The 20,381-nt window shown below is 70.8% G+C and carries 18 protein-coding genes and 2 pseudogenes; 6 read left to right on the top strand and 14 right to left on the bottom strand.

What is annotated here, in order from left to right:
- The 5 genes from Pflav_RS20580 to Pflav_RS20560 all read right to left on the bottom strand — a co-directional run bounded on the left by Pflav_RS20580 (position 1) and on the right by Pflav_RS20560 (position 3,778).
- Positions 1-210, bottom strand: a complete 210-nt coding sequence (locus Pflav_RS20580) for a hypothetical protein (RefSeq protein WP_173037598.1) — start codon at positions 208-210, stop codon at positions 1-3.
- A complete protein-coding gene (locus Pflav_RS20575) occupies positions 207-1,025 on the bottom strand; it encodes a WD40 repeat domain-containing protein (protein ID WP_232071684.1) in 819 nt (272 codons plus the stop codon). The genes Pflav_RS20580 and Pflav_RS20575 overlap by 4 nt, the downstream gene beginning before the upstream one ends.
- Before the next feature lie 80 nt (positions 1,026-1,105).
- Complete coding sequence (locus tag Pflav_RS20570; protein ID WP_173037596.1) at positions 1,106-1,339, bottom strand: hypothetical protein; 234 nt, start codon at positions 1,337-1,339, stop codon at positions 1,106-1,108.
- 211 nt (positions 1,340-1,550) lie between these two features.
- Positions 1,551-2,882, bottom strand: coding sequence for an FAD-binding oxidoreductase (locus Pflav_RS20565; RefSeq protein ID WP_173037595.1), 1,332 nt, complete (start codon positions 2,880-2,882; stop codon positions 1,551-1,553).
- Positions 2,879-3,778, bottom strand: a complete 900-nt coding sequence (locus Pflav_RS20560) for an LLM class flavin-dependent oxidoreductase (RefSeq protein ID WP_173037594.1) — start codon at positions 3,776-3,778, stop codon at positions 2,879-2,881. Before Pflav_RS20560 ends, Pflav_RS20565 begins: the two co-directional genes overlap by 4 nt.
- 64 nt (positions 3,779-3,842) lie before the next feature.
- Between Pflav_RS20560 and Pflav_RS20555 the strand changes: the two genes are divergently transcribed.
- Positions 3,843-4,202: a winged helix-turn-helix transcriptional regulator gene (locus Pflav_RS20555; RefSeq protein WP_197938664.1), complete on the top strand. Its 360-nt coding sequence runs from the start codon at positions 3,843-3,845 to the stop codon at positions 4,200-4,202.
- A gap of 3 nt (positions 4,203-4,205) precedes the next feature.
- Here Pflav_RS20555 and Pflav_RS20550 read toward each other — a convergent pair whose 3' ends face one another.
- Positions 4,206-5,663, bottom strand: a complete 1,458-nt coding sequence (locus tag Pflav_RS20550) for a CehA/McbA family metallohydrolase (RefSeq protein ID WP_173037593.1) — start codon at positions 5,661-5,663, stop codon at positions 4,206-4,208.
- 195 nt (positions 5,664-5,858) lie between these two features.
- Between Pflav_RS20550 and Pflav_RS48010 the strand changes: the two are divergent.
- Positions 5,859-6,868, top strand: a pseudogene (locus Pflav_RS48010) (DUF2278 family protein).
- Between the two features lie 101 nt (positions 6,869-6,969).
- Here the strand turns inward: Pflav_RS48010 and Pflav_RS20540 are convergent.
- Positions 6,970-8,604: a condensation domain-containing protein gene (locus tag Pflav_RS20540; protein ID WP_173037592.1), complete on the bottom strand. Its 1,635-nt coding sequence runs from the start codon at positions 8,602-8,604 to the stop codon at positions 6,970-6,972.
- A 188-nt stretch (positions 8,605-8,792) separates the two neighbouring features.
- Here Pflav_RS20540 and Pflav_RS20535 point away from each other — a divergent pair, with 188 nt between their 5' ends.
- Together Pflav_RS20535 and Pflav_RS20530 are read left to right on the top strand one after the other, a co-directional pair.
- Complete coding sequence (locus tag Pflav_RS20535; RefSeq protein ID WP_232071682.1) at positions 8,793-9,158, top strand: MerR family transcriptional regulator; 366 nt, start codon at positions 8,793-8,795, stop codon at positions 9,156-9,158.
- A gap of 121 nt (positions 9,159-9,279) precedes the next feature.
- Positions 9,280-9,984 carry a hypothetical protein gene (locus Pflav_RS20530; protein WP_173037591.1) on the top strand — a complete coding sequence of 235 codons (705 nt, stop codon included), beginning with the start codon at positions 9,280-9,282 and terminating at the stop codon, positions 9,982-9,984.
- On the opposite strand, the gene Pflav_RS20525 is transcribed toward Pflav_RS20530, so the two are convergent.
- The 7 genes and pseudogenes from Pflav_RS20525 to Pflav_RS20495 form a co-directional block, all read right to left on the bottom strand.
- Positions 9,939-11,123 (bottom strand): sensor histidine kinase, encoded by a 1,185-nt coding sequence (locus Pflav_RS20525; RefSeq protein WP_173037590.1) that lies wholly within the window; start codon positions 11,121-11,123, stop codon positions 9,939-9,941. The two genes, Pflav_RS20530 and Pflav_RS20525, sit on opposite strands and share 46 nt — an antisense overlap.
- Positions 11,120-11,773 carry a response regulator gene (locus Pflav_RS20520; RefSeq protein ID WP_173037589.1) on the bottom strand — a complete coding sequence of 218 codons (654 nt, stop codon included), beginning with the start codon at positions 11,771-11,773 and terminating at the stop codon, positions 11,120-11,122. The genes Pflav_RS20525 and Pflav_RS20520 overlap by 4 nt, the downstream gene beginning before the upstream one ends.
- Before the next feature lie 132 nt (positions 11,774-11,905).
- Entirely contained in the window at positions 11,906-12,307 is a 402-nt protein-coding gene (locus tag Pflav_RS20515; RefSeq protein ID WP_173037588.1) for a DUF805 domain-containing protein, read from the bottom strand.
- Positions 12,308-12,394: 87 nt separating this feature from the next.
- Entirely contained in the window at positions 12,395-13,768 is a 1,374-nt protein-coding gene (locus tag Pflav_RS20510) for an FAD-binding oxidoreductase (protein WP_173037587.1), read from the bottom strand.
- Entirely contained in the window at positions 13,765-14,979 is a 1,215-nt protein-coding gene (serA, locus tag Pflav_RS20505; protein WP_232071680.1) for a phosphoglycerate dehydrogenase, read from the bottom strand. Before serA ends, Pflav_RS20510 begins: the two co-directional genes overlap by 4 nt.
- Positions 14,980-15,366: 387 nt before the next feature.
- A pseudogene (locus Pflav_RS20500) lies at positions 15,367-16,508 on the bottom strand (site-2 protease family protein).
- A gap of 215 nt (positions 16,509-16,723) precedes the next feature.
- Positions 16,724-17,365 (bottom strand): DUF6308 family protein, encoded by a 642-nt coding sequence (locus tag Pflav_RS20495; protein ID WP_173037585.1) that lies wholly within the window; start codon positions 17,363-17,365, stop codon positions 16,724-16,726.
- 400 nt (positions 17,366-17,765) lie between these two features.
- On the opposite strand from Pflav_RS20495, the gene Pflav_RS20490 reads away from it, so the two are divergent.
- Together Pflav_RS20490 and Pflav_RS20485 are read left to right on the top strand one after the other, a co-directional pair.
- Complete coding sequence (locus tag Pflav_RS20490) at positions 17,766-19,355, top strand: glycosyltransferase family 2 protein (RefSeq protein WP_173037584.1); 1,590 nt, start codon at positions 17,766-17,768, stop codon at positions 19,353-19,355.
- A gap of 249 nt (positions 19,356-19,604) precedes the next feature.
- Positions 19,605-20,288 carry a GNAT family N-acetyltransferase gene (locus Pflav_RS20485; RefSeq protein WP_173037583.1) on the top strand — a complete coding sequence of 228 codons (684 nt, stop codon included), beginning with the start codon at positions 19,605-19,607 and terminating at the stop codon, positions 20,286-20,288.
- The last annotated feature ends 93 nt before the right edge of the window (positions 20,289-20,381 follow it).

Below are 20,381 nucleotides of genomic sequence, written 5' to 3'. Positions count from 1 at the left end.
CTACCCCAAGCGGGCGACCTGCACGGCGTAGCCGCTCGTGTTGAGCACGTAGGTGAAGAGCGTCCCGTCCCGGCTGATGTCGCCGGCGAAGACGTCGCCCGCGAAGTCGTACGTCGTGACGGCCTGGCCGGTCACCGTGTCGGTGAAGGTCAGCGACCGCCGGGGCGCGGCCGCGCGGCCGGCGAGCACCAGCGCGCCGTCGTCGGTCACGTCCGACACCGTGTCGTACTGGCCCAGCACCACCGAGCGCTGCACGGTGCCGCCCGGCACCGCGAGCAGCTGCACGCCGGTGGGGGCGCCGGGCAGGATCGTCGAGTTCCAGATCCCGGTGCTGTCGGGGTCCAGCGGACCAGCAGGTTGCCGACGCCGGTGGTCTGCACGGTGGACCAGTCGCTCGTCCGGAACACGCGCACCACCGACGCGAACTGGCCGTTCACGACGAGGCGGACGTTCGCGGCGAGGTACCGGCCGTCCGGCGAGAAGCGCACCGCGCCCGTGGTCGCGTCGGTGGTGAGGACGGTGACCGTCGTGCCGTCCGCGACCCGGTGCACGTGCACCCGGCCACCCTGCTCGTACGTGCGGCGGTCGGCCGCCGCCACGAGCCGCCCGTCCGACGAGATGTCCACGCTGGTGAGGTCACGGGTCGCGGTGGTACGGACGTTGCGCAGCACCGCGCCGTCGGAGGCGCGGTAGAGGCGGATGGTGCGCACGGTCAGCCCGGACGAGGAGTCGTTGAGCGTGACCGCGACGACCTGCCGGTCGGGCGAGATCGTCGCGCCGGTGAACTTTTCCGGGCTGGTAACGGTCCGGACCAGCGCGCCGGTGGCGGCCTGGCGGATCTCGAACCGCCCGCCGGCCGAGGTGTTGACGGTCAGCAGCGCCAAGGTGCCGTCGACCGAGAACGACGCGGCGGTGAGCCCTGGCGCGGACCAGACGGTAGTGGGCGTAGCGGCGACAGCGGGGGTGGGAACAAGCAATATGGCGGTGGCGATCGCGGTTATGGTCATCGACCGGCGTCCCTTCATGACGCAAATGGTCGTACCCGGGAACGCTACGTACCACCCTCTCCGGGTAGCCGCCAAGCCAACAACGAACGACCGCGCCGCTATTTGCGCGACCTGGGTGACAGGAATATTCCGACCACCCCCAAGCCGAGTGCCAATATCGCCATCGGGCTGTTCTCGAACGCGAAGTACATGATCGCGGCGGCGAACCCGAAGATCAAAAGGGTGTAACCCTCCCGGTGCCGAACGCCCGGGAGAAACCAGGTCGCCAGCGTGGCGCCGACCACGGCCGCCACCACCATCCAGAACCAGAACTCCTCGGACTCCGACTCCACATAGTTCGGTCTACTCCCCGAGGCCACGTAGGTCTATCCAGTAGCCGACCCGAATTTAGCCGCATATTGCGGCTCAGTGCTTGATGCGTACCGATGAAAGCGTTTCGTCGGTTGTCCGGGCAGTGCGCGAAAAAAAATGACTTCACTCTTGTGGGTGATTGCGCGTAGGCGGCTGCGGTGCAGCCGCCTACGACGTCATTGTGGTCCGGCCTCACGATGTCGCCGCCCGCCCCATTTCGTTCAGCTGGGGCTGGAAGACACCGTCCGGGTCGTACCGCTGCCACAGCTGCCTGACCCGCTCCCCGGTGGCGCCCGGGTAGACGCGGTCAAAGGCGCGCCGGCCCGGCCGGCTCTCGAAGTTGAGGTAGGCGCCGTCGACGCGTCCGGCGAGCGGACGCCAGGCGGCGTCGAGCGACGCGCCGTCCCCGGGCGGGAAGGTGCTGGCGATCACCAGCGTGTCCTGGTGCCGGTGCGGGTACGCGGTCGCCTCCGGTGCCACATCGTTGACCGCCCCGCCCATCGACCGCAGCTGGACCAGGGGCTGCCGCCGGTCGTTGGCCACCTCCATGATCGCCCGAGCGTTGCCGCCGGACATGGTCAGCAGGCCGTTGGTGGTGACGCTCGGCTGCTGGCCGGTGTTGGGGTGCAGGTGCGCGGTGGGCACCAGGGCCGGGTACGGCGCCAGCTGGCTGCGCTGGTCGAGCAGCTTCACCCCCAGCTCCAGCAGCGGTGCGACGACCGGCCGGACGCGCCGCGCGCTTTCCGCCGCCACGACCGCGGTGATCGACATGGCCAGGCTCTTCCCGTACGGCATCAGCATCACGGCGCTGGACAGCTCCCTCGGCGCCTCGGCCATCACCTCGGCCCACTGGGTCAGGGTGCGGCCCTGCCGGTCGGTCTCCACGACGATCTGGGCGTACCCGACGTTGCTCAGCTCCAGCGCCTCGATCTCGAACGCCACCACGATGCCGACTCCCGCGCCGGCGCCGCGTACCGCCCAGAACAGGTCTGGCTCGTGCTCGGCGTCGGCGTGCATCAGTGTCCCGTCGGCGAGGACCACGTCGACGGCCCGGATGTTGTCGATGGTGAGGCCGTACCGCCGGACCAGCCAGCCGACGCCGCCGGCCGTGGCCAGCCCGCCGACGCCGACGTTGCCGTGGTCGCCCGAACTGATCGCCAGCCCGTACCCACTGAGCGTTTCGGCCACCTGGGCCCAGCGGGCGCCCGCCTCGACCCGGACCCGGCGGGCCCGCTGGTCGAGCACCTCGATCCGGTTCAGCGCGGAGAGGTCGATGACCACGCCGCCGTTGTTGGAGGAGCGGCCGGACAGGCCGTGCCCACCGCTGCGTACGGCCACGGGCAGGCCCCGGTCCCGGGCGTAACGCAGCGCGGCGGCCACCTGTTCGGGGGTCTCCGGCAGCAGTACGGCCGCGGGCCGAGCCACCGTCGTGTACGTGGAGCGCAGCAGCCTGTAGCGGCTGTCTCCCGGCGTTACGATCCGGCCCTCCAGCTCGGCCGGCACGGTCGTGGGTACGGCGGTCACCGCTGCCCCCGCAACTCGCCCACCCGCTCGCGGACGGCCGGGACGACCTCGTCGGCGAAGACCTTGAGCTGCGTCTCATGCGCCGTGATCGGCCAGAAGACGAACGTGTCGAAGCCCAGCTCGACGGCCCACTCGCTGAGCGTGTCCGTCCACTGTGCGGCGTCGCCGACGAGGCCACGCCCGCCCCGGAAGTCGCCGATCGCGCCGAGCACGTTGTAGATCCGGCGGACCTCCGTCGGGTCGCGCCCCACCGACCGGGCCGCGTCGTCGATCAACTGCTGCCGCCGGGGTACCTCCTCCGGTGGAACGTAGATGTTGAGCGGGGAGATCCAGCCGTCGCTGTGCCGCCCGGTGACGCCGAGCATCTTCGGCTGCTGGCTGCCCAGCCAGAGCGGGATCGTCGACGGCGGTTTCGGGCCGGCCGCGTACCCCTCGATGCGGTGTTGCTCGCTGATCCACCGCACCTCCCCGCCGCGCAGCGCCTGCCGCATCACCTGGAGCGCCTCCTCGGTGAACGCGACCATCTCCCGGCCGCTGCGCCTGGTGCCGCCCATCCCGGCGACGCCGTCCGCGGTGGCCCCGCCGCCGAGTCCGAGTACGATCCGGCCGCCGGTGAGGACGCCGAGCGAGGCCGCGGCCTTCGCCAGCATCGTCGGCGGGCGCAGTTGCAGGTCCGCGACGTCGGGCAGGAACGAGATCCGCTCGGTCGCGGTGGCCAGATGGGTGATCAGCGTCCAGGTGTCGAGGTAGCGCGGCTGGTACGGGTGGTCCTGTATGGCCAGGTAGTCCAGACCGCCGTCGGCCGCGGCGCGCGCCAGCCGGCGCGTCTCGGCGAGCTGGCGAATGTCCGGATCGAGACTCAGCCCGAAGCTGAGCGGGTGTCCGTAATCGGTCATGGATCAACGGTCGGGCCTCGGGCCGCGAGTGGCAAACCGGGGATTAGCGACTTACTTTTGATTAGTGACCAGCACGCTGCCGCAAGTGATGCACCTTCCCGACATCGATGACGCCGGCTGCCGGAGCTTCCAGGGCGCCCTGGAGCTGGTGGGTCGCCGCTGGACCGGTGCCGTGCTGCTCGCCGGGCTGCGTGGCGCCCGCCGCTTCGGTGAGTACAAGGCCAGCGTGCCCGGCATCTCCGACCGCCTGCTCGCCCAGCGCCTGCGCGAGCTCGAGCTGGACGGACTGATCACCCGCACGGTGATCCCGAGCACGCCCGTGCAGATCCGGTACACCCTCTCCGCCGACGGTGTGGAGCTGATGCGCATGCTCCAGCCCCTGATCGACTGGACCCGCCGCCGCGACGCCCGCGCGGGGATCTGACCCCTATCGGCAGTCCGTTGGAATGTCGGGATGGGCGAGCCATACCGGGTTGCTGAGGGCGACCATCGAGCTGGGGAAGCGGCGCGGCCTGTTACGGCGTACCTCGGCGCGGGCGAATCGCGCGGCGGCGCCGGTCGTGGTCCAGCGCAGGCTGCCGGTACCGGACTCGCCGATGTTGGTGCGGGCGACCGGGCCGGTGGCGGTGACGATCCTGAGCGTGGTGCCGGGCGCGCCGCTGACCGTGGCGTTCACGGTGACCGGGGTGCCCGGTGGCACGTGCAGGGTGTGGCCGGGGCCAGTGCCGCGTTCGCCGGCGCTGGCGGTCAGGCGCAGGGTGACCGCGCTGGAACCGGTGATGTAGGCGCGGCCGAGGCGCAGCCCCTCGACGAGCGCCGCCGCGCTGAGGCCGGTGGTCTCGACCTCGGTCTGCGGGTGGCCCACCGGCTGGTGCGGGGCGTGCGAGTCGCTGCCGCCCACCGCCGCGATCCGGCGGCCACGGCGCAGTAGGCGGTGCCAGATCCGGAGGGCAACCTCGTCGTCGAGGTTCCAGTGGCCGTTCCACACCTCGATGGCGTCGACGTGCCGGTAGCCGAACTCCCACGCGGCGCTGGGACACGGCACGGCCGGGTGTGCGGCGATCACCAGGCCACCCTGGTCGCGCACCAGCCGGGCGTGATCGGCGAAGGACCCGTCCCGAGGGGCGTACCGCCAGTCGACCCAGCCCTCGGGCGGCAGGCCCACGGCGAGCCAGTGCCCGTGCCGGGTGGTGACCTCCTGTCCGGGCAGTACCAGCAGGTCGTCCGCGGGCTGGGCGGTCCAGGCCCGGTTGCCGGCGCTGGTGTTGTGCTCGGTGGAGGCGAAGAAGTCCAGGCCCGCTTCGCGTACGGCCTCGGCGACCTGGTCTTGAGTGCGCCGGCCGTCGGAGTGAACGGAGTGCAGGTGCAGGTCACCCCGGTACCAGCCCGGCCCCCGGTCCGGTACCGCACGGGGTGCCGGCTCGGCAACGGTCGGCACGGGTGGCCGGTCGCCGTACTCCAGCTCGACGCGGATCCGCCAGCGCATGCCCAGCGGGTTGAGCACCACCGGGCCCAGGGCCACCGCCCACATGCCCGGCTCGATCGGACCGGCCAGGTACCCCGGCGTGGCGTCGGTCTCCGAGACGGTGAACCAGGTGCGGGCGCCACCGGACCAGCCCCGGAACCCACGCCGGTTGCCCACCTCCCAGCCGGCGGTACCGAAGATGCCGATATCGAGCACGTTGCCGGCCAGGCCCGGGACGACCGGGAAGCGGTCCCAGGCGGTCCGGACGGTGATCCGCCGTACGCCGGGCGGCACCTCGAACGGCACGTACTCCCACTTGTCGATGCCGAACCGGAATCGCCCGCTGAAGACGAGAACGGTCGTCCCGACACCGGTACGGGCGCCGGCCGCCACCGCCGGGACCGCGACCTGATCCACCATCACTCTCCGCCTCCACACCCTCTGTAATGCAGCGTCCGCGAAGAGGGTGAATTGCCAGGTGACATCAACACGAACCGTAGTCAGCTCATAGCTGATCACTCAGCGCAGCCGCCAACAGTACGCGCCCGGATACCGGCGGTGTCGGCTTCGCGGCTGCCGGGTTCTGGACAGTCGCGTAGGCGGAGGGTAGCCGCGATGCTTCCGTGTGTTATGCCAATCGATCGCTACGGCGTGCTCAAGGGGATCGTCGTCGATTGCCGCATCGAGACGACGGACACGCCGCACTACCAGATCCGCCTCCGGACGCCGGACGGCGACTACCGCGCCGCGGTGAACGTGCGGTCCTCGCTCTCCCCGCCGGACCTGCTGTTCTTCCTGGACGACGACTTCCGGCACCCCGTGACCGCCGGGCTGGATGGGCTGCCGGACGGGTTCACGCCGCTGCCCAGCAGCGCCGGCGGGCTCGCGCTCGACTTCATCCGCGCCGGGCTGTTCGACCCGCGGCGCATGCGGGTGGTGCCGACGACCGCGCCCGGGCCGGACAACGACCTGGGGAGTTCCTCGACCACTACGTGCGCCGGCTGATCGACGCCGACGGTGGCCGGGCGTACGTGTTCGGGCAGCGGTGGGGGCCGGAGCGGGATACCGCGGACAAGATCTTCGGCTTCCGGCCGGGCAACGGCGTCCACGACGTGCACATGAACCAGGGCAACAGCGGCCGGTTCACCAGCGACAACGGGGTGTGGCAGGACGGGGCGCTGGTGCTGCGCGTGCCCGAGTCGGACCGCTGGGTGGCGTTCTTCCTGGCGTTCCAGTCGCAGGCCTGGCACACCGACGACAGCACCGGGCATCCGATCGTCGAGCCGGCGAAGCCCACGCGCGATATCTCGGTCCGCATCGTCGCGGCGCTGGTCAACCCGGTCGGTGGCGCACCGGAACGGGAGACCGTCACGCTGCTCAACGCCTCGCCCGCTTCGGTCCGGCTGGACGGCTGGGCGCTTGTCGACAGGTTTGCCCACCGGCAGCCGCTGACCGGCACCATCGCGCCCGGCGCGGCGCTGAACGTCGTCGTGGCGTTGCCGGTCCAGCTCGGCAACAAGGGCGGCACGATCACGCTGCTGGACAGCGGCGGGCTCAAGGTCGACGGGGTCGCCTACACGGCGGAGCAGGCCGGCCGGGAGGGCTGGACGATCATCTTCAAATGACGGTACGGCCCGAGCCCTCGGCGAGCACCGGCAGCCGCTGCCAGCTCGCCAGGTCGCTCGGGTCGTGCGGGGTGCCGTCGCAGATGACGTACCGCTGGGGGTCATCGCGGTGAGGCGGCCGGGCAGGGCGGCCAGGCAGCGCGCGTGGATCTCCTCGGGGCTGGCCGGCGCCTCCGCGGCGGACACGTAGGCGACAAGACCCGTGTCCGGCTCCGGGAACGCGCGGGCCACGCCGCTGCCCAGCGCGTCGTCCAGCAGCCGCCGCACCTCGTCAAGCTCGATCCAGCAGGAGTCGACGAGCCCCCAGCCCGGCTCGCGGGCGATCGGATCGAGGCCGGTGGCGGGGCCCACGGCTGCCGCGTCCAGGTCGCCGCCGGCCACCGCCAGCAGCAGCCGCTCGACCGCGCGCAGCAGCGACTCCCCCTCGGCTTGATCCATCCGCCCGGTGTCGGCGCTCCAGCCGCTGATCCGGAGCAGGCCATCCACCTGCCACAGGTCAAAGCGGACCAGCGCCGGCATGGGCGGCGCCGGCTGCCACACCACCCGCGTACGGGACGCCGCGCCGGCCAGCGACTCGACCGGCTCGGGCGGCGGGCCGGCCGCGGGGAGTCCACCACGAGGTTGTTGAAGAGCGGCTCGAACCGCAGATGCAGGCCCCGCTCGGCGGCCACCCGCTCGTGCAGCCGCGCCGCCACGGTGGCGTCCCAGGCCCCGTTGCGGCTGGCGCTCAGCAGCGTCGCGAACGCCCGCCGCACCAGCTCGTCGAAGGTCGCGCCACCGGTGTCGAGGCGTACCAGCACCGACTGCGCCAGCGTGCCGACGTACTGCTCAAGCCGGGGCTCGAACCGGTTTCCGGACAGGATCGGGAAGCGGCATTCGCTGTACCCGGTACGCCGGGCGAGCACCGCGCACAGTGCGGCGAACACGATCGTCGGGCGGCTCGTGCGGGTACGGCTCGCGATGTGCCGCAGCGCGGCGGCGCCCGCCGGCGACGACAGCTGCCCGATCCCACCACCGGCGGATGGTCCGGTGCGCGGCCGGGCGTACAGGCACTGGGGGATCAGGCGCAGGTGCCGCTCCCAGTGCCGGATGGCTGCCTCCTGGCGGCGCCGGGCGCGCGGGTCCGACTCGGCCGCGGCCTGGGCGAGCGGCTGGTGGATGCCCGCGGCCGGGCGCCGCGGATCGCGGAGCAGCGCGGTGAACTCCCGGCCCAGCACCGTCACGGCCTGGAAGTCGACGGCGAGATGGGAGAAGACCATGACCGCGGCCCGCACCAGCTCGCCCCGGACGGCCACCGCGACCCGCAGCGGCAGCGGCGCGTCCGGCGCGATACCGGAGGCGAGCCGCGCGAGCAGCTCGTGCGCGAGCAGAGCCGGGTCGACCGGCCCGGCCTGGCCCTCGTCCACCGACCAGACCTCGATCGGCAGCTCGCCGGAACCGGCGACCCGCTGGACCGGAGGGTCGCCGCCCAGGTAGCGGGTGCGCAGCCCTTCGTGCCACGTGACCAGCGTGCTCACGGCGGCGGCCGCCTCCTGGACGGTGGTGCCCACCGGTACGTCGAGCGTCCACTTGAGAGTGGAGTAGCAGTGATCCGGCGACTGGTCCAGCCACACCTTGATGTTGAGCTGGCCGAGCGTGTACGGCCCCTGTGCGTCCTGCCCGCCGCTGAACCGGGCGGGCACCGCCGGACGCGGTGTCAGGCGCACCGTGCCAAGCCCATCGAGCTGGATCACCACAGCCGCAGTGTATGGGCTGAAGGGCTGGTCAGGCCGGCTCGCGCTTCTCAAGACCTATCGGTGCTGATCAATCCCTGTCGTACCAACTCAGCTTGTTTCGGGCGCGCGAGATCGGCCTCGGCCAGAAACTGGGCGAGCCGCGCGTAAAACCTTCACGTTGACGTGAAGGTCAAGTCTCTGATCTGTTGATGGGTATGCGGATCAGCGAACTGTCCCGGCAGACCGGTGCCACCCCGCGCGCCCTGCGCTACTACGAGGAGCAGGGGCTGTTGCGGCCGGCTCGGCGCTCCAGTGGATACCGGGATTACGACGCGCGGGCGGTGCAGACCGTGCGACACATTCAACTGCTGCTCTCCGCCGGCCTGGGCACCACCGCGATCGGCGAGATCCTGCCCTGCATCGTGGACGGCACGACGGTGCTCGCACCCACCTGCCCCGAACTGCTCGACGCCCTGGCCGAGGAGCGCAGCAGAATCACCAAGTCCATGGCGAAGCTCGCCGAGGCCCGCGGCATCCTCGACCAGCTCATCGGGGCCAGGGCCAACCCTCGCTGAGCTCAGCGTCGGTGCGGAGCCGGGTCGGCCACGCGGTGGACGACCCGCGGTGGTGTGGCGCCTTAGCGTGTGCGCTCGATCCGCGCCGGTGGGGGCGCGGATGGACGCAAGGGAAGGTGTCATGTCCATACTCGCCGATCCGCTCCGGTTTCGTCGCTACGCGGCCGGGATCTGTCTTATCGCCGCGCCACTTGTGTACGTGGCCGGTCTCGTCGCCGACCCCGCGTTGCGGGAGGGGAGCGACTCCATCGGGGCCTACGGCCGCCACCCGGGCTGGGTGTCGTTGAGCGCGTCGCTGTTGCACTGGAGCTGGGTGTTGCTGGTGCCCGGGATCGTCGGGATGGTGCACCTGATCCGCCACCGGGGCGTGGTGTTCGGGCACCTCGCCGGCGGCCTCACGCTGCTCGGCATCGTCAACTTCTCCGGGCTGATGCTCGGCGACTTCTTCTACTCGCAGCTCGAGGCGAACCTCGGCGTCGAGGAGGGTACCCGGCTCGGGGACGCGGCATTCGACATGCCAGGGGCGATGTTCGGCTTCCAGATCCCCGGCTTCCTCGGCCTGCTGGGCCTGCTGCTGCTCGGCCTCGCCCTCGCGTACGCGCGCCAAGCGCCGTGGTGGGCGCCGTTCGCGATGGTGGGCGGGGCGCTGCTGGCGGTGCCGCTGTTCCCGATCGGGACGGTGATCGGTGGCCTGATCTACCTGGCCGGCTCGGGCGTGATCGGGCTGCGGATGCTGCGGATGAGCGACGCCGAGTGGGCCGGCCAGGCGCCGGCCGATGCTCAGGCGGCGGCGTGGGAGAGCGGGAAGGTGGCGACCACCCGGTAGCCGCCGTCCGGACCGGGGCCGGCGTCCAGCGAGCCACCGTGCATGGCCGTGCGCTCGCGCATGCCGACGAGGCCATGGCCATCCACAGTGGACGCGTCGACAGTGGACGCCGGGCCGGTGCCGTCGTCGGTGACCCGTACCAGCAGCCGATCGGCGGCGTACTCGACGGTCACCTCGGCCCGGGTGGCGCGGGCGTGCTTGAGCACGTTGGTGAGCGCCTCCTGGGCCACCCGGTACGCGGACAGGTCGACGGCGGGCCGCAGCGCGCGCGGTTCGCCCTCGACCCGTACGTCGACCCGCAGCCCCGCCTGCCCCACCTGTTGGGCGAGCTCACCGAGCCGGTCCAGGCCGGACGGGAGCAGCGGGCCGTCGGGGTGATCGGGGTCGCGCAGGACGCCGAGCATCAGCCGCAGCTCCTCGACGGTCTCCCGGCCGGAGCGTTCCACGGCGCGCAGCAGGTCGCGTTCCCGGTCGCGGGTCCGGTCCTTGCCGAGCAGCACGCGTATGCCGCCGGCCTGAAGCGTCATCAGGCTGACGTTGTGCGTGATGACGTCGTGCAGCTCGCGGGCGATGCGGGCGCGCTCGTCGGCGACCACCCGCCGGTCCCGTTCGGCCTGCTCCAGCTCCAGCCGGGCGTTCTGCTCGGCGAGCCGCAGCGTGCGCTCGGTCTGGCGGCGCAGCAGGATCCCGCTCGTGTACGCCACGCCGATGAACACCGCTGTGATCATGCGCTCGGCGAAGTCCGAGTCCGGGAGGGTCTGCATCCGCCCGTACGCCAGGAGCGTGCCGGCCAGCCCGGCGATCCCGTACCAGCTGCGCAGCGGTGCCGCGCTCCCGACGGTGTGTACCAGGATGAGGGTCGAGTAGGTCTGCCAGGCGACGTACGGGTAGCCGTCGTCCGCCACGGCCCACAGCAGCGCGCTCATCGCGGTGAGCGCGAGCAGCATCGCCAACGGATAGCGGCGGCGCAGCACAAGCATCCCGCCCGCGGCGATCGCGCCGGCCGAGAGCAGTGCCGGCTCGCTGACCCGCTCCCAGCCGGTGCCGGCCCGGCCGTACGACTCGACGACACCGGTCAGCGACACCGCCGCGGCGAGCAGCAGGTCCAGCCAGGAGACCCGCCAGGCGCGCCCGCTCACCGCCGACCGGCCTGGACGATGCCCGACTCGTACCCGAAGACCACCGCCTGGATCCGGTCCCGCAGCCCGAGCTTCTGAAGCACCCGCCCGACGTGGGTGCGGACGGTCGCCTCCCCGATGTACAGCTGGGCGGCGATCTCGGGGTTGGACAGGCCCCGGGCCAGCAGCCGCAGCACCTCGTACTCCCGTGGGGTGAGCCCCAGCTCCGGCTCCCGTACCGGCTCGGGGCGCCCGGCGAACGACCCGATCACCCGTACGGTCACCGCGGGGTCGATCAGCGCGGCGCCCTCGGCGGCCACCCGGACCGCCTCCACGAGCTGCTCGGGCGGGGAGACCTTCAGCAGGAAGCCGCTCACCCCGATCCGGAGCGCGGCGTGCAGGTTCTCGTCCGTATCGAAGGTGGTCAGCATGATGATCTTCGGCGGGTGTGGCTGGTCGAGCAGCCGCCGGGCCGCTCCGAGCCCGTCCAGCCGGGGCATCGAGATGTCCATCAGCATCACGTCCGGCCGCAACCGCCGCGCGGTGGCGACCGCCTGCTCCCCGTCGGCCGCCTCGGCGACCACCTCGATACCGCCGGCGGTCTCGACGATCAGCCGCAGCCCTGCCCGTACCATCGCCTGGTCATCGGCGATGACCAGCCGGATCGTCACCGGCGGCGCCCTGTCAATGCCATGACGTGAGGTTATCCAGGACACCGCCGGACCACGATCACCGCGATGCGGACCCCGGCGTCCACCACAAAGCTGACCTGGTCCGCCGAGCGGCGGACCCGGTCAGGAGTGTCAGGCCCAGCCGGGTGCGGAGAGCTCGCTCGCCTTCGGGCTGGGGCCGAAACGGTTCGGCCCGGGCGTGCCGTCCATCAGGAAGAAGACCAGCAGGACGATGAACCCGACGATCGGCACCAGCGCGATCAGGACCCACCAGCCGGTGCGGTCGGTGTCGTGCAGGCGTCGCACGGCGACAGCGAGCCCGGGCAGGAACAGCGCCAGGTTGAGGAGCACGCTGACGAGGCCACCGGACCCCCATCCCGACGAGTCGGTGCCCAGGATGACGTCGATGATGTTGGCGGCGATGCCGACCAGGATGGAGAAGAGGACGAACCACCAGTACTCGGCCCGGCGGGCGCGCCCTCCGAATTGGGCATACTGGCTCAGGACTGAACGGACAGCGGCGGTAAAGGACATGGCGTCTCCAGCGACAGTGAAGCCCGTTACAAGCCGCCTCAGGGTAAGGGCATGCGGCCACCCCAACGCCTCGGCGCGGTGGCGTGGTTATGCGGGTAGGAGTACGCCGGGGTTGAGGAGGCCCGCCGGGTCGAGGGCGGTCTTGATGCGGCGCATGGCCGCGATCTCCTCCGCCGTACGGGACAGTTGGAGCCACGGTGCCTTTGCCCGGCCGACGCCATGCTCGGAGCTGATGCTGCCGCGGTGTGCCGCGACGAGGCGCAGGACGGCGTCGGTCACCTCTTCGGCGTGTTCGCCCGTGTCCAACACGTTCAGGTGCAGGTTGCCCTCGTTGAGGTGGCCGAAGACGATCAGCCGGGCGGTGGGCGTGACCGCGGCCACCGTACCGGGCAGCTCCGTGACCAGGGCGGACAGCTCACCCAGAGGGACGCACACGTCGAGCTTGGTCGGCACGCCGGCGGCGCTGATCGCCTCGGTGTGCGCCTCGCGGTACGACCACAGCCGGTCGAGCCCGGCGCGGTCCGAGGCCACCGTGGCGTCGATCACCGCGTCGGAGGTGGCGAGCATCTCCAGCACGGCGTCGGTCGGGTCGGTGCGGCCCGCGCACTCCAGCACCACGTAGGCCCCGGCGGGCTCGCCGAACGGCGCGGGCAGCTTCGCGTACGAGCGGACCAGCTCGAGCCCGTCGGGATAGAAGATCTCCGCGGCCGACAGGGTGGCCAGCTGCTCCCGGGCCGCCGCGAGCAGGTCAAGGGCCGCGTCCGTGTCGGCCACCGCGACGAGGGCCACTGCCCGCGCTGGCAGCAGGGGTACGAGCCGGAGCCGCGCCCGGGTCACGATAGCCAGAGTCCCCTCGCTGCCGGCGAGCAGCTGGGTCATGTCGTAGCCGGTGTTGTCCTTGGCGAGCCCGGTCAGCCGGGTGAGCACGGTGCCGTCGGCCAGCACGGCCTCCAACCCGGCGACCTGCGCGCGCATGCTGCCGTGGCGCAGCACCCGGATGCCGCCGGCGTTGGTGGCGATCATCCCGCCGACGGTGGCGGACGAGCGCGCGGCCAGGTCGACGCCGAAGTCGAGGCCCGCCGCCCGGGCGTGCGTTTGCAGCCTCTCCAGGGTCACCCCGGCGTCGACGGTCACCTGGGCCTCGACCGCGTCGACCGGCTCGACCCGGTTGAGCCGGGTGAGGCTGACCAGCACCTCGCCGCCGGCCGGAACGCCCGCGCCGACCAGGCCGGTGTTGCCGCCCTGCACCACGATCGGCACCCCGGCCGCGGCGCACGCCCGGACCACTGCCGCGACCTCTCCGGTGGTGCCCGGCCGCACGACGCAACGTGCGCTGCCGGTGAAGCGGCGGGTCCAGTCGGTCTCGTACGGCGCGCGCAGGTCACCGTCGACGAGCACGTGTGCCGGACCGACGATGGCCCGGAGCTCGTCTTCCAGCTCGGTCACGAAAGCCTCTGTCATGAAAGAACGCGCAGACGGATGCTCTGCTCCATCTCCCGCAGCCGGGTGAGCACGTCTTCGGGGTAGTCCACACCGATGTCGGTCAGCAGGTAGCCGTACTCGCCGCGGGTGGCGAGCAGCTGCCCCTCGACGTTGACCGCGTGCTCGGCCAGGATGCTGTTGACCTGGGCCAGCACACCCGGGGTGTTGTGGTGGACGTGGGCGATCCGGCGGGTCTGGGGCTGCTGCGGCAGGGCGATCGACGGCAGGTTGACGCTCAGCGTGGTGTTGCCCTCGGTCACGTACTGGGCGAGCTTGTTGGCGACGAAGCCACCGATGTCGGCCTGGGCCTCCTCGGTCGAGCCGGCGATGTGCGGGGTGAGGATCACGTTGGGCAGGCCGCGCAGCTCCGACGTGAACTCCTCGCCGCGCCCCTTCGGCTCCTTCGGAAACACGTCGATCGCCGCACCCGCGATGTGGCCGCTGAGCAGGTGCCGGCGCAGCGCCGGGTAGTCGATCACGAAACCGCGGGACAGGTTGAGGAACAGGCTGCGGGGCCGCATCCGCGCGAACTGCTCCTCGCCGAAGAAGCCGCTGTTGCCCGGGCGCCCGTCGACGTGCAGGGTGACCGTCTCGGCCACCTCCAGCAGCTCGTCGAGGGTGTCGCAGCGCTTGGCGTTGCCCAGCGCGAGCTTGTCGGCCGTGTCGTAGAAGTACACCCGCATGCCCAGGGCCTCGGCCAGCACCGAGAGCTGGGTGCCGATGTTGCCGTACCCGACGATGCCGAGCGTCCGCCCGCGGACCTCGTGGCTGCCGGTGGCGGCCTTGTCCCACACGCCGCCGTGCATCGAGTTGTTCTTCTCGAACACCCGGCGGGCGAGCATGATGATCTCGGCCAGCGCCAGCTCCACCACGCTGCGGGTGTTGGAGAACGGCGCGTTGAAGACCGCGACGCCGGACTTGGCGGCGGCCGCCAGGTCGATCTGGTCGGTGCCGATGCAGAAGGCCCCGACACCCAGCAGCTGCGAACCCGCCTCCAGCACCCGCGCCGTCACCTGGGTCTTGGAGCGCACCCCAAGCAGGTGGACGTCCCGCACGCGCTCGATCAGCTCGTCCTCGTCGAGGGCGCTGGGAAGCGTATCGACGACGCAGCCCGCGGCGTGCAACCGAGACACGGCGTCGGGGTGGATGCTCTCCAGGAGCAGTGCGCGAAGCTTTTCGTGGCCGACCATAACGTCCATTCAGGTTGCGGGCCTCCGGCTGAAATCCCAGAGCAGATCGTAACCGCCCGCTGCGGCTATCTCCGCAGGCGCAGGCGCCCGCAGGCCCATCCAGGGGCGTGAGCTACGACACCATCCGCGCTGCTGGGCGACGCCGCTTTCCGCCTCGGAAAATAGACGCCGAATAGGTCGATCCATGGGAGGGCCTCTTTGTGAAGACTTATGGTTGCCCTGGCAGCAATAAGTCTTCACAAAGCCCGACGAGCCAGTTTCGAGAAGGGTTCTGGTGATCGTTCGCCGAGAATCCGCGGTGCTGTCGGCGCAACGACCGCAGAAACCTGAATTTCCCTTGATCGACGCGATAGGGTCGGCTCACCCGAGCCGAGGCGGGTAGGCGGGTCAGACGTTGCCGGGCATCGTGCCGTGGCGGAGTGCGCGGTGCTCGACGGCTCGGCTGACATCGCTGGGCGAGACGATCCCGACGAGCTGGTGGTCCGCGACGACAAGTGCGCGCCCGTCGGAGCAGCCGTTGAGCCGTGGCAGTAGCTCAGTCAGCTCCTCCTGCGGTGTGGTGAGCGTCAGCTGGTCCGCTGGGCAGGCGATGTCCCGCAGTTTTGTGTTCTGGCGCCGCTCGAAGGGGACCTGCCGCACCCGGTCCAGGGTCACCAGACCGACCGGGCGACCGGCGTCGGTAAGCGGGAAGGCCGTGTGCCGGTGTTGCATGAGATCGTGATCGACGAACTCCGCGACGGACGCGTCCGGGGAGACGGTGCTGGGCTGTGCCGTCATGACGTCGCCCACGTGCACGCCGGCCAGGGCCTGGGTGGCCCTGGTCTGCCGCTCTTCCGCGCCGGCCGCGCCCCACAGGAACCAGCCGATCAACGCCAGCCACAGCCCGCCGATCCCGTTGCCCGTCAGGAACTGCCACAGGCCCACCGCGATCAGCGCGGCGCCGAGCACCCGTCCCGCCCGTGCTGAGGCGATCGCGGCCCAGACGCGGTCACCGCGCCATTTCCACAGCGCGGCGCGCAGCAGGCGGCCGCCGTCGAGGGGGCCGCGGGGAGGACGTTGAACACCGCCAGGGCGAGGTTGATCGCGGCCAGCCAGGCCAGCGCGCCGAAGAACAGCCCTCGATGGCTGACCGCCGCGACGATGGCCGCGGCGACGCCGAACACCACCCCGATGATCAGGCTGACCAGCGGCCCGATGCCGGCGATCCGTACCTCAGCGCCCGGATCGCGGGCCTCGCCGCGGATCTCGGCGACACCGCCGAACAGCCAAAGGGTGATCTGCTGGACCTGGAGGCCGTTGCGCTGGGCGACGATCGCGTGGGACACCTCGTGCGCGAGCAGGCCGAGGAAGAAGATCACGGCCGCGAGGATGCCCGCGAGGGCGTACGCCCAGCCTGCGTAGCCCGGGTAGCCGCGGGGAAGGTTGACGATGGACAGGCCACCGGCGATGAGCACGAAGATGACCAGGACGCTCCAGTTGACCCCGACCGGAACTCCGGCGATCCGCCCGAGCCGGAAACTTGCTGTCACTGGCATGCACTCCCGCTATCCGGCGATGGACGCGGTCGCGCCCGCTGACGGCTACCCGGGTCAAGGCGAAACAAACCCACCAGCCTCGCCGCACAGTGGTGGCGGTGGCGGGTGAGGCAGCGGAGCTGCTGGCGGCGGTACCTCACCCATGGGCCCAACGACCGGGTCAGCCCCGACGCCCAACGGCCGATCGCAATAGCCCCGATCTGCCGTACTCACGCCAGCCCACCGCGTTTCCAGTGCATCCACATCAATGTGTCCAGAACGCGAAGTATGGGGGTGTGCGGCTGAAGCGATGCGATACGTGCCCGAAGCTCCTGATCTTGGAGGATCCGGCGAAGCGTCGTCCAGTAGGTGCCTCTCTCACATCTAAGTTGATCGGCCACGACGCCGTCGACGATAGGGATGAGCTCGGGGCGTTTCCGCGCCATGATCTTCCCAGCGATCGTCGTCCCCACGCCATCGACAGTCTGCACCAGCGACCACAACTCGTTGGCCCACGCCAAGTCGTCGTCGGTGGCGTCCCACAGGGCGACACCAAGCGGAATTCTCGCCAGCAGCGCCGAAGTATGATTTGCGAGCAACCCTCCGGGCAGGAGCCTTCTTACCGCCTTGGGGCCTGGGTTTGCATCAAGTAGCGCGACGGCAAGCAGATCGGCTGTCCCAATGCTGTAGGGCTCGTTCGGATGTAGTCCTAAGAATATATCGCCCGTGTATCCGCTGGCGTCGTCGTAATAGCGTTCCACAGCAACAGGCGTTCGCTCATCGGTGAGCAGGATGTCGATCTTTCTTGCCACGCGCTCGACCTGATCATCGGACGGTTCGGGAAGCCGCGTCGGCTGGCCAGACTCCAACATCAGCACATTGTCCGCAGCCGCGGAGATGTGGGGTCTCGCCCGACCGGGCAGAACCCGGTTCGCCTTTCGGCGCTTCGATGGCTACGCCCGGATTCGCGGCGAATTCGTAAGGCGGAGGTTAGCGGATCGTGAGAGGTTCCACAGGATTCGCGGTTGCGGCGCTCCCGATCGTCCACATGAGCCGGTACTCAGATTCGCCTCATGACCGGCTCACGGAAGCTCGGCACCGTCAAGGGCGCCCGCATGTCACCGACCCTTGGGCGGCGCGCCGATGCAGACCACCACCCGCACCCGAATCCCTTTCACACCACTCGAATACCGACCGTCCGGCGTACCCGTGGCGTCCGCCTCGCCGCCGCCACCGACGACGCCGCGCAGGCGTCCGGCGTTTCGATGGTGGATGCCGGGTCTTGCGCTCTTCGTCCTGGCCGCGGCCCTCCTGACCGTTTCCGCCGTGTCCACAAGCGATACACAGTGGATAGACGCCGGCAGCGTGCGGTGGTGGACGCTCACCACCGTCCTGCACCTGCCGATGGTCGTGATCCTGGCCCTGCTCACGGGTGGGCTGGTCGAGCGGGTCGGCTACTTCTGGCGTGGCCGCCGCCTACCGCCACCGGGCCGGATGCCGGCGCTGCCGCCGACGGTGTGCGTGCAACTGCCGATGTTCAATGAGCACGCCGTCGCCGCCCGCGTCATCGACGCCGCCTGCGCCCTCGTCTGGCCCGCCGGTCGCCTCACCGTGCAGGTGCTCGACGACTCCACCGACCCGGAGACCCGCCTGCTGGTCGAACGAGCCTGCGCCGACGCCCAGGCCCGCACCGGCGTGCCCTGCACCCTCCTGCGCCGCACCGACCGCCGAGGTTACAAGGCCGGTGCGCTGGAAGCCGGACGCCACCGCACCGACGCGGAGTTCATCGCCATCCTCGACGCAGACTTCGTCCCGCCGTCCGACTATCTCGTGCGCGCCATCCCGTACTTCTACCGCCCTGACGGTATGCCCGACTATGGCTTGGCACTCGTACAAGCCCAATGGGGCCACCTCAACCACGACAAGTCCGCGCTGACCCGCGCCCAGGCACTGTGGGTCGACGACCATCACACCCTCCAGATGTCGTGGCGCTCGGCGATGTGGCGGTTCGTCAACTTCACCGGTACCGCCGGCATCTGGCGCGCTTATGCCATCAGGTCGGTCGGTGGATGGCGGGCGGCAAGCCTCGTCGAGGATTGCGAACTGAGCTTTCGTCACCTCTTCGCCGGCTACCGCACCACATTCGTGAAACAGATCGTGGTACCCGCCGAGCTACCGGCCACCTATGCCGCGTACAAGGCACAGCAGCGGCGCTGGACGCAGGGCTGGGTCCAGCTACAGCGGCTGCACCTGCCGACCCTCGCCTTCCGGCACCGGACCCGCTGGCCGCGCCGCGCCCATTTGCTGTACCACATGTGCATTTCCTGGCAGTGGCCCGCTTGGGCGATCTGGACGACGCTGCTGCCGATCCTGATTCTCAACGACCTCTGGTTCGGCACACTCGGTCCGGCCGCCGGACTCGGCCTGTACCTGCTCCCCGCCGCGCTCTGGGCCCTCACCGCCGGTGTGCTGGCGACCCTGGAGACGAAACACACCTACCCGGGCCCCGCCACCTCGGCGGCGCTCGCCAAGCGCCTCACCCGTGTCGTGCCATACGTCGCCGTCAACGCCGGCATGCTTCCCCACCAGTTCAGCGCCTTCTGCGAGGGCCTTTTCGGCCCGCTGCACAGCGAGTTCGAACGAACACCAAAAGCCGGCTGCGGTACCGGCACGACGCGCCCGGTAGGCAGGGTCGCCGTCCACCGCCCGTACGTGTTCGCCGAACTAGCCTTCGCGGGCTACCAGGCCGTCTGCGCCGCCCTGTTCGTCGCACAGGGCCTGCATTTGTGCGCGCTCGGCGCCGCGGTCATGGCCGGATGCGTCCTCACCCTCGCCCACCTTGGGAGCCGCCGCGAGCCCTGAGCTGGATTAGCCTTCGCTGGTGGAAAGCGTCGATCTCGCCGCGCGTCTGGACTGCGTCGGACGGACCTGGTCCCCGCTGCAACGACTGCACGTCGGCGATGTCGCCTGGGCGCACGCTCACGGGGACGGCAGCGTTCCCCGGACGTCACCCTCGCGTGGGGAGCGCCGCGGACCGGCTTCGCCGACGTATGGCTGCCGGAGCGCACCGAGGCGCACGCGACAGCGTCACTGCACCTGGCGCCGCAAACCATGACCCCCCACGAACTTGAGAAGGCGGTCGACGAGCTGTTGGAGGCCGCACCCCGCGTGAGGATGGCGGTCTCTCTCCAGCAGCCCGAACTCGTCGACGCCCTGACGTCCAGGGGCTTCCGTCGGCTTGGCGGGCCGTGGTTCGTCAGGCTGTGGCGGAGCCTCGCGGACGTTGACGACCTGGCCGGGCATACCGTGCCCGACGGGTACACCATCCGCCATGTTCGCCCGGAGGAGCTGGTAGAGCGGGTCGAGGTGCACCGCCGCTGCTGGGCTCCGGCGCGCATCAAGCGGATGCTCAGCCTGCCGGTGACCGGCGACGAGGCCGGCTCCAGCTACTCGGTGGACAAACATCGCGCGGTCATGGCCACGCCGGTCTACCGCGCCGATCTGGACCTGGTGGCAGTGGCGGCCGACGGATCGTTCGCGGCCTTCGGGTTGGGATGGCTCGACGCGTCGGCGGGCGCGGTCCTGTTCGAGCCGATCGGCACCGTGCCCGAGCACGCCGGACGTGGACTGGCGCGCGCCGTCTGCGCCGAGATCCTTCGGGCTGCCCGTGACCATGGCGCCACCCAGGCGGTTGTCAGCCCGCGCGGCGACGACGGCTACCCCCTACCACGCCGGCTCTACGAAGGGCTGCGGATGCGTGAGGTCGCCCAGGTCGTCTCCTTCGGGACGGTATGAGCCCATACGGGACGGTCGCCCCGACCGTGAACGCTTTCGCCCGCACGGCGCGCCGGGCGCAGTCGCGGCCGAACGGCCCATTTCCCGCGATCG

The sequence above is a fragment of the Phytohabitans flavus genome (assembly GCF_011764545.1).
Lineage (GTDB): Bacteria > Actinomycetota > Actinomycetes > Mycobacteriales > Micromonosporaceae > Phytohabitans > Phytohabitans flavus.
The sequence above is the reverse complement of the archived record's forward strand: the minus strand, read 5'-3'. Positions and strand labels throughout refer to the sequence as shown.

Excerpts from the sequence above, each read along its gene's own strand:
- Pflav_RS20530 (WP_173037591.1), top strand. The coding sequence starts at position 9,280 with ATGTCCATACTCGCCGATCCGCTCCGGTTTCGTCGCTACGCGGCCGGG.
- serA (WP_232071680.1), bottom strand. The coding sequence starts at position 14,979 with ATGGTCGGCCACGAAAAGCTTCGCGCACTGCTCCTGGAGAGCATCCAC.
- Pflav_RS20485 (WP_173037583.1), top strand. The coding sequence starts at position 19,605 with ATGACCCCCCACGAACTTGAGAAGGCGGTCGACGAGCTGTTGGAGGCC.
- Pflav_RS20535 (WP_232071682.1), top strand. The coding sequence starts at position 8,793 with ATGGGTATGCGGATCAGCGAACTGTCCCGGCAGACCGGTGCCACCCCG.
- Pflav_RS20550 (WP_173037593.1), bottom strand. The coding sequence starts at position 5,663 with ATGGTGGATCAGGTCGCGGTCCCGGCGGTGGCGGCCGGCGCCCGTACC.
- Pflav_RS20560 (WP_173037594.1), bottom strand. The coding sequence starts at position 3,778 with ATGACCGATTACGGACACCCGCTCAGCTTCGGGCTGAGTCTCGATCCG.
- Pflav_RS20495 (WP_173037585.1), bottom strand. The coding sequence starts at position 17,365 with ATGTTGGAGTCTGGCCAGCCGACGCGGCTTCCCGAACCGTCCGATGAT.
- Pflav_RS20515 (WP_173037588.1), bottom strand. The coding sequence starts at position 12,307 with ATGTCCTTTACCGCCGCTGTCCGTTCAGTCCTGAGCCAGTATGCCCAA.
- Pflav_RS20575 (WP_232071684.1), bottom strand. The coding sequence starts at position 1,025 with ATGAAGGGACGCCGGTCGATGACCATAACCGCGATCGCCACCGCCATA.
- Pflav_RS20510 (WP_173037587.1), bottom strand. The coding sequence starts at position 13,768 with ATGACAGAGGCTTTCGTGACCGAGCTGGAAGACGAGCTCCGGGCCATC.
- Pflav_RS20490 (WP_173037584.1), top strand. The coding sequence starts at position 17,766 with ATGCCGGGTCTTGCGCTCTTCGTCCTGGCCGCGGCCCTCCTGACCGTT.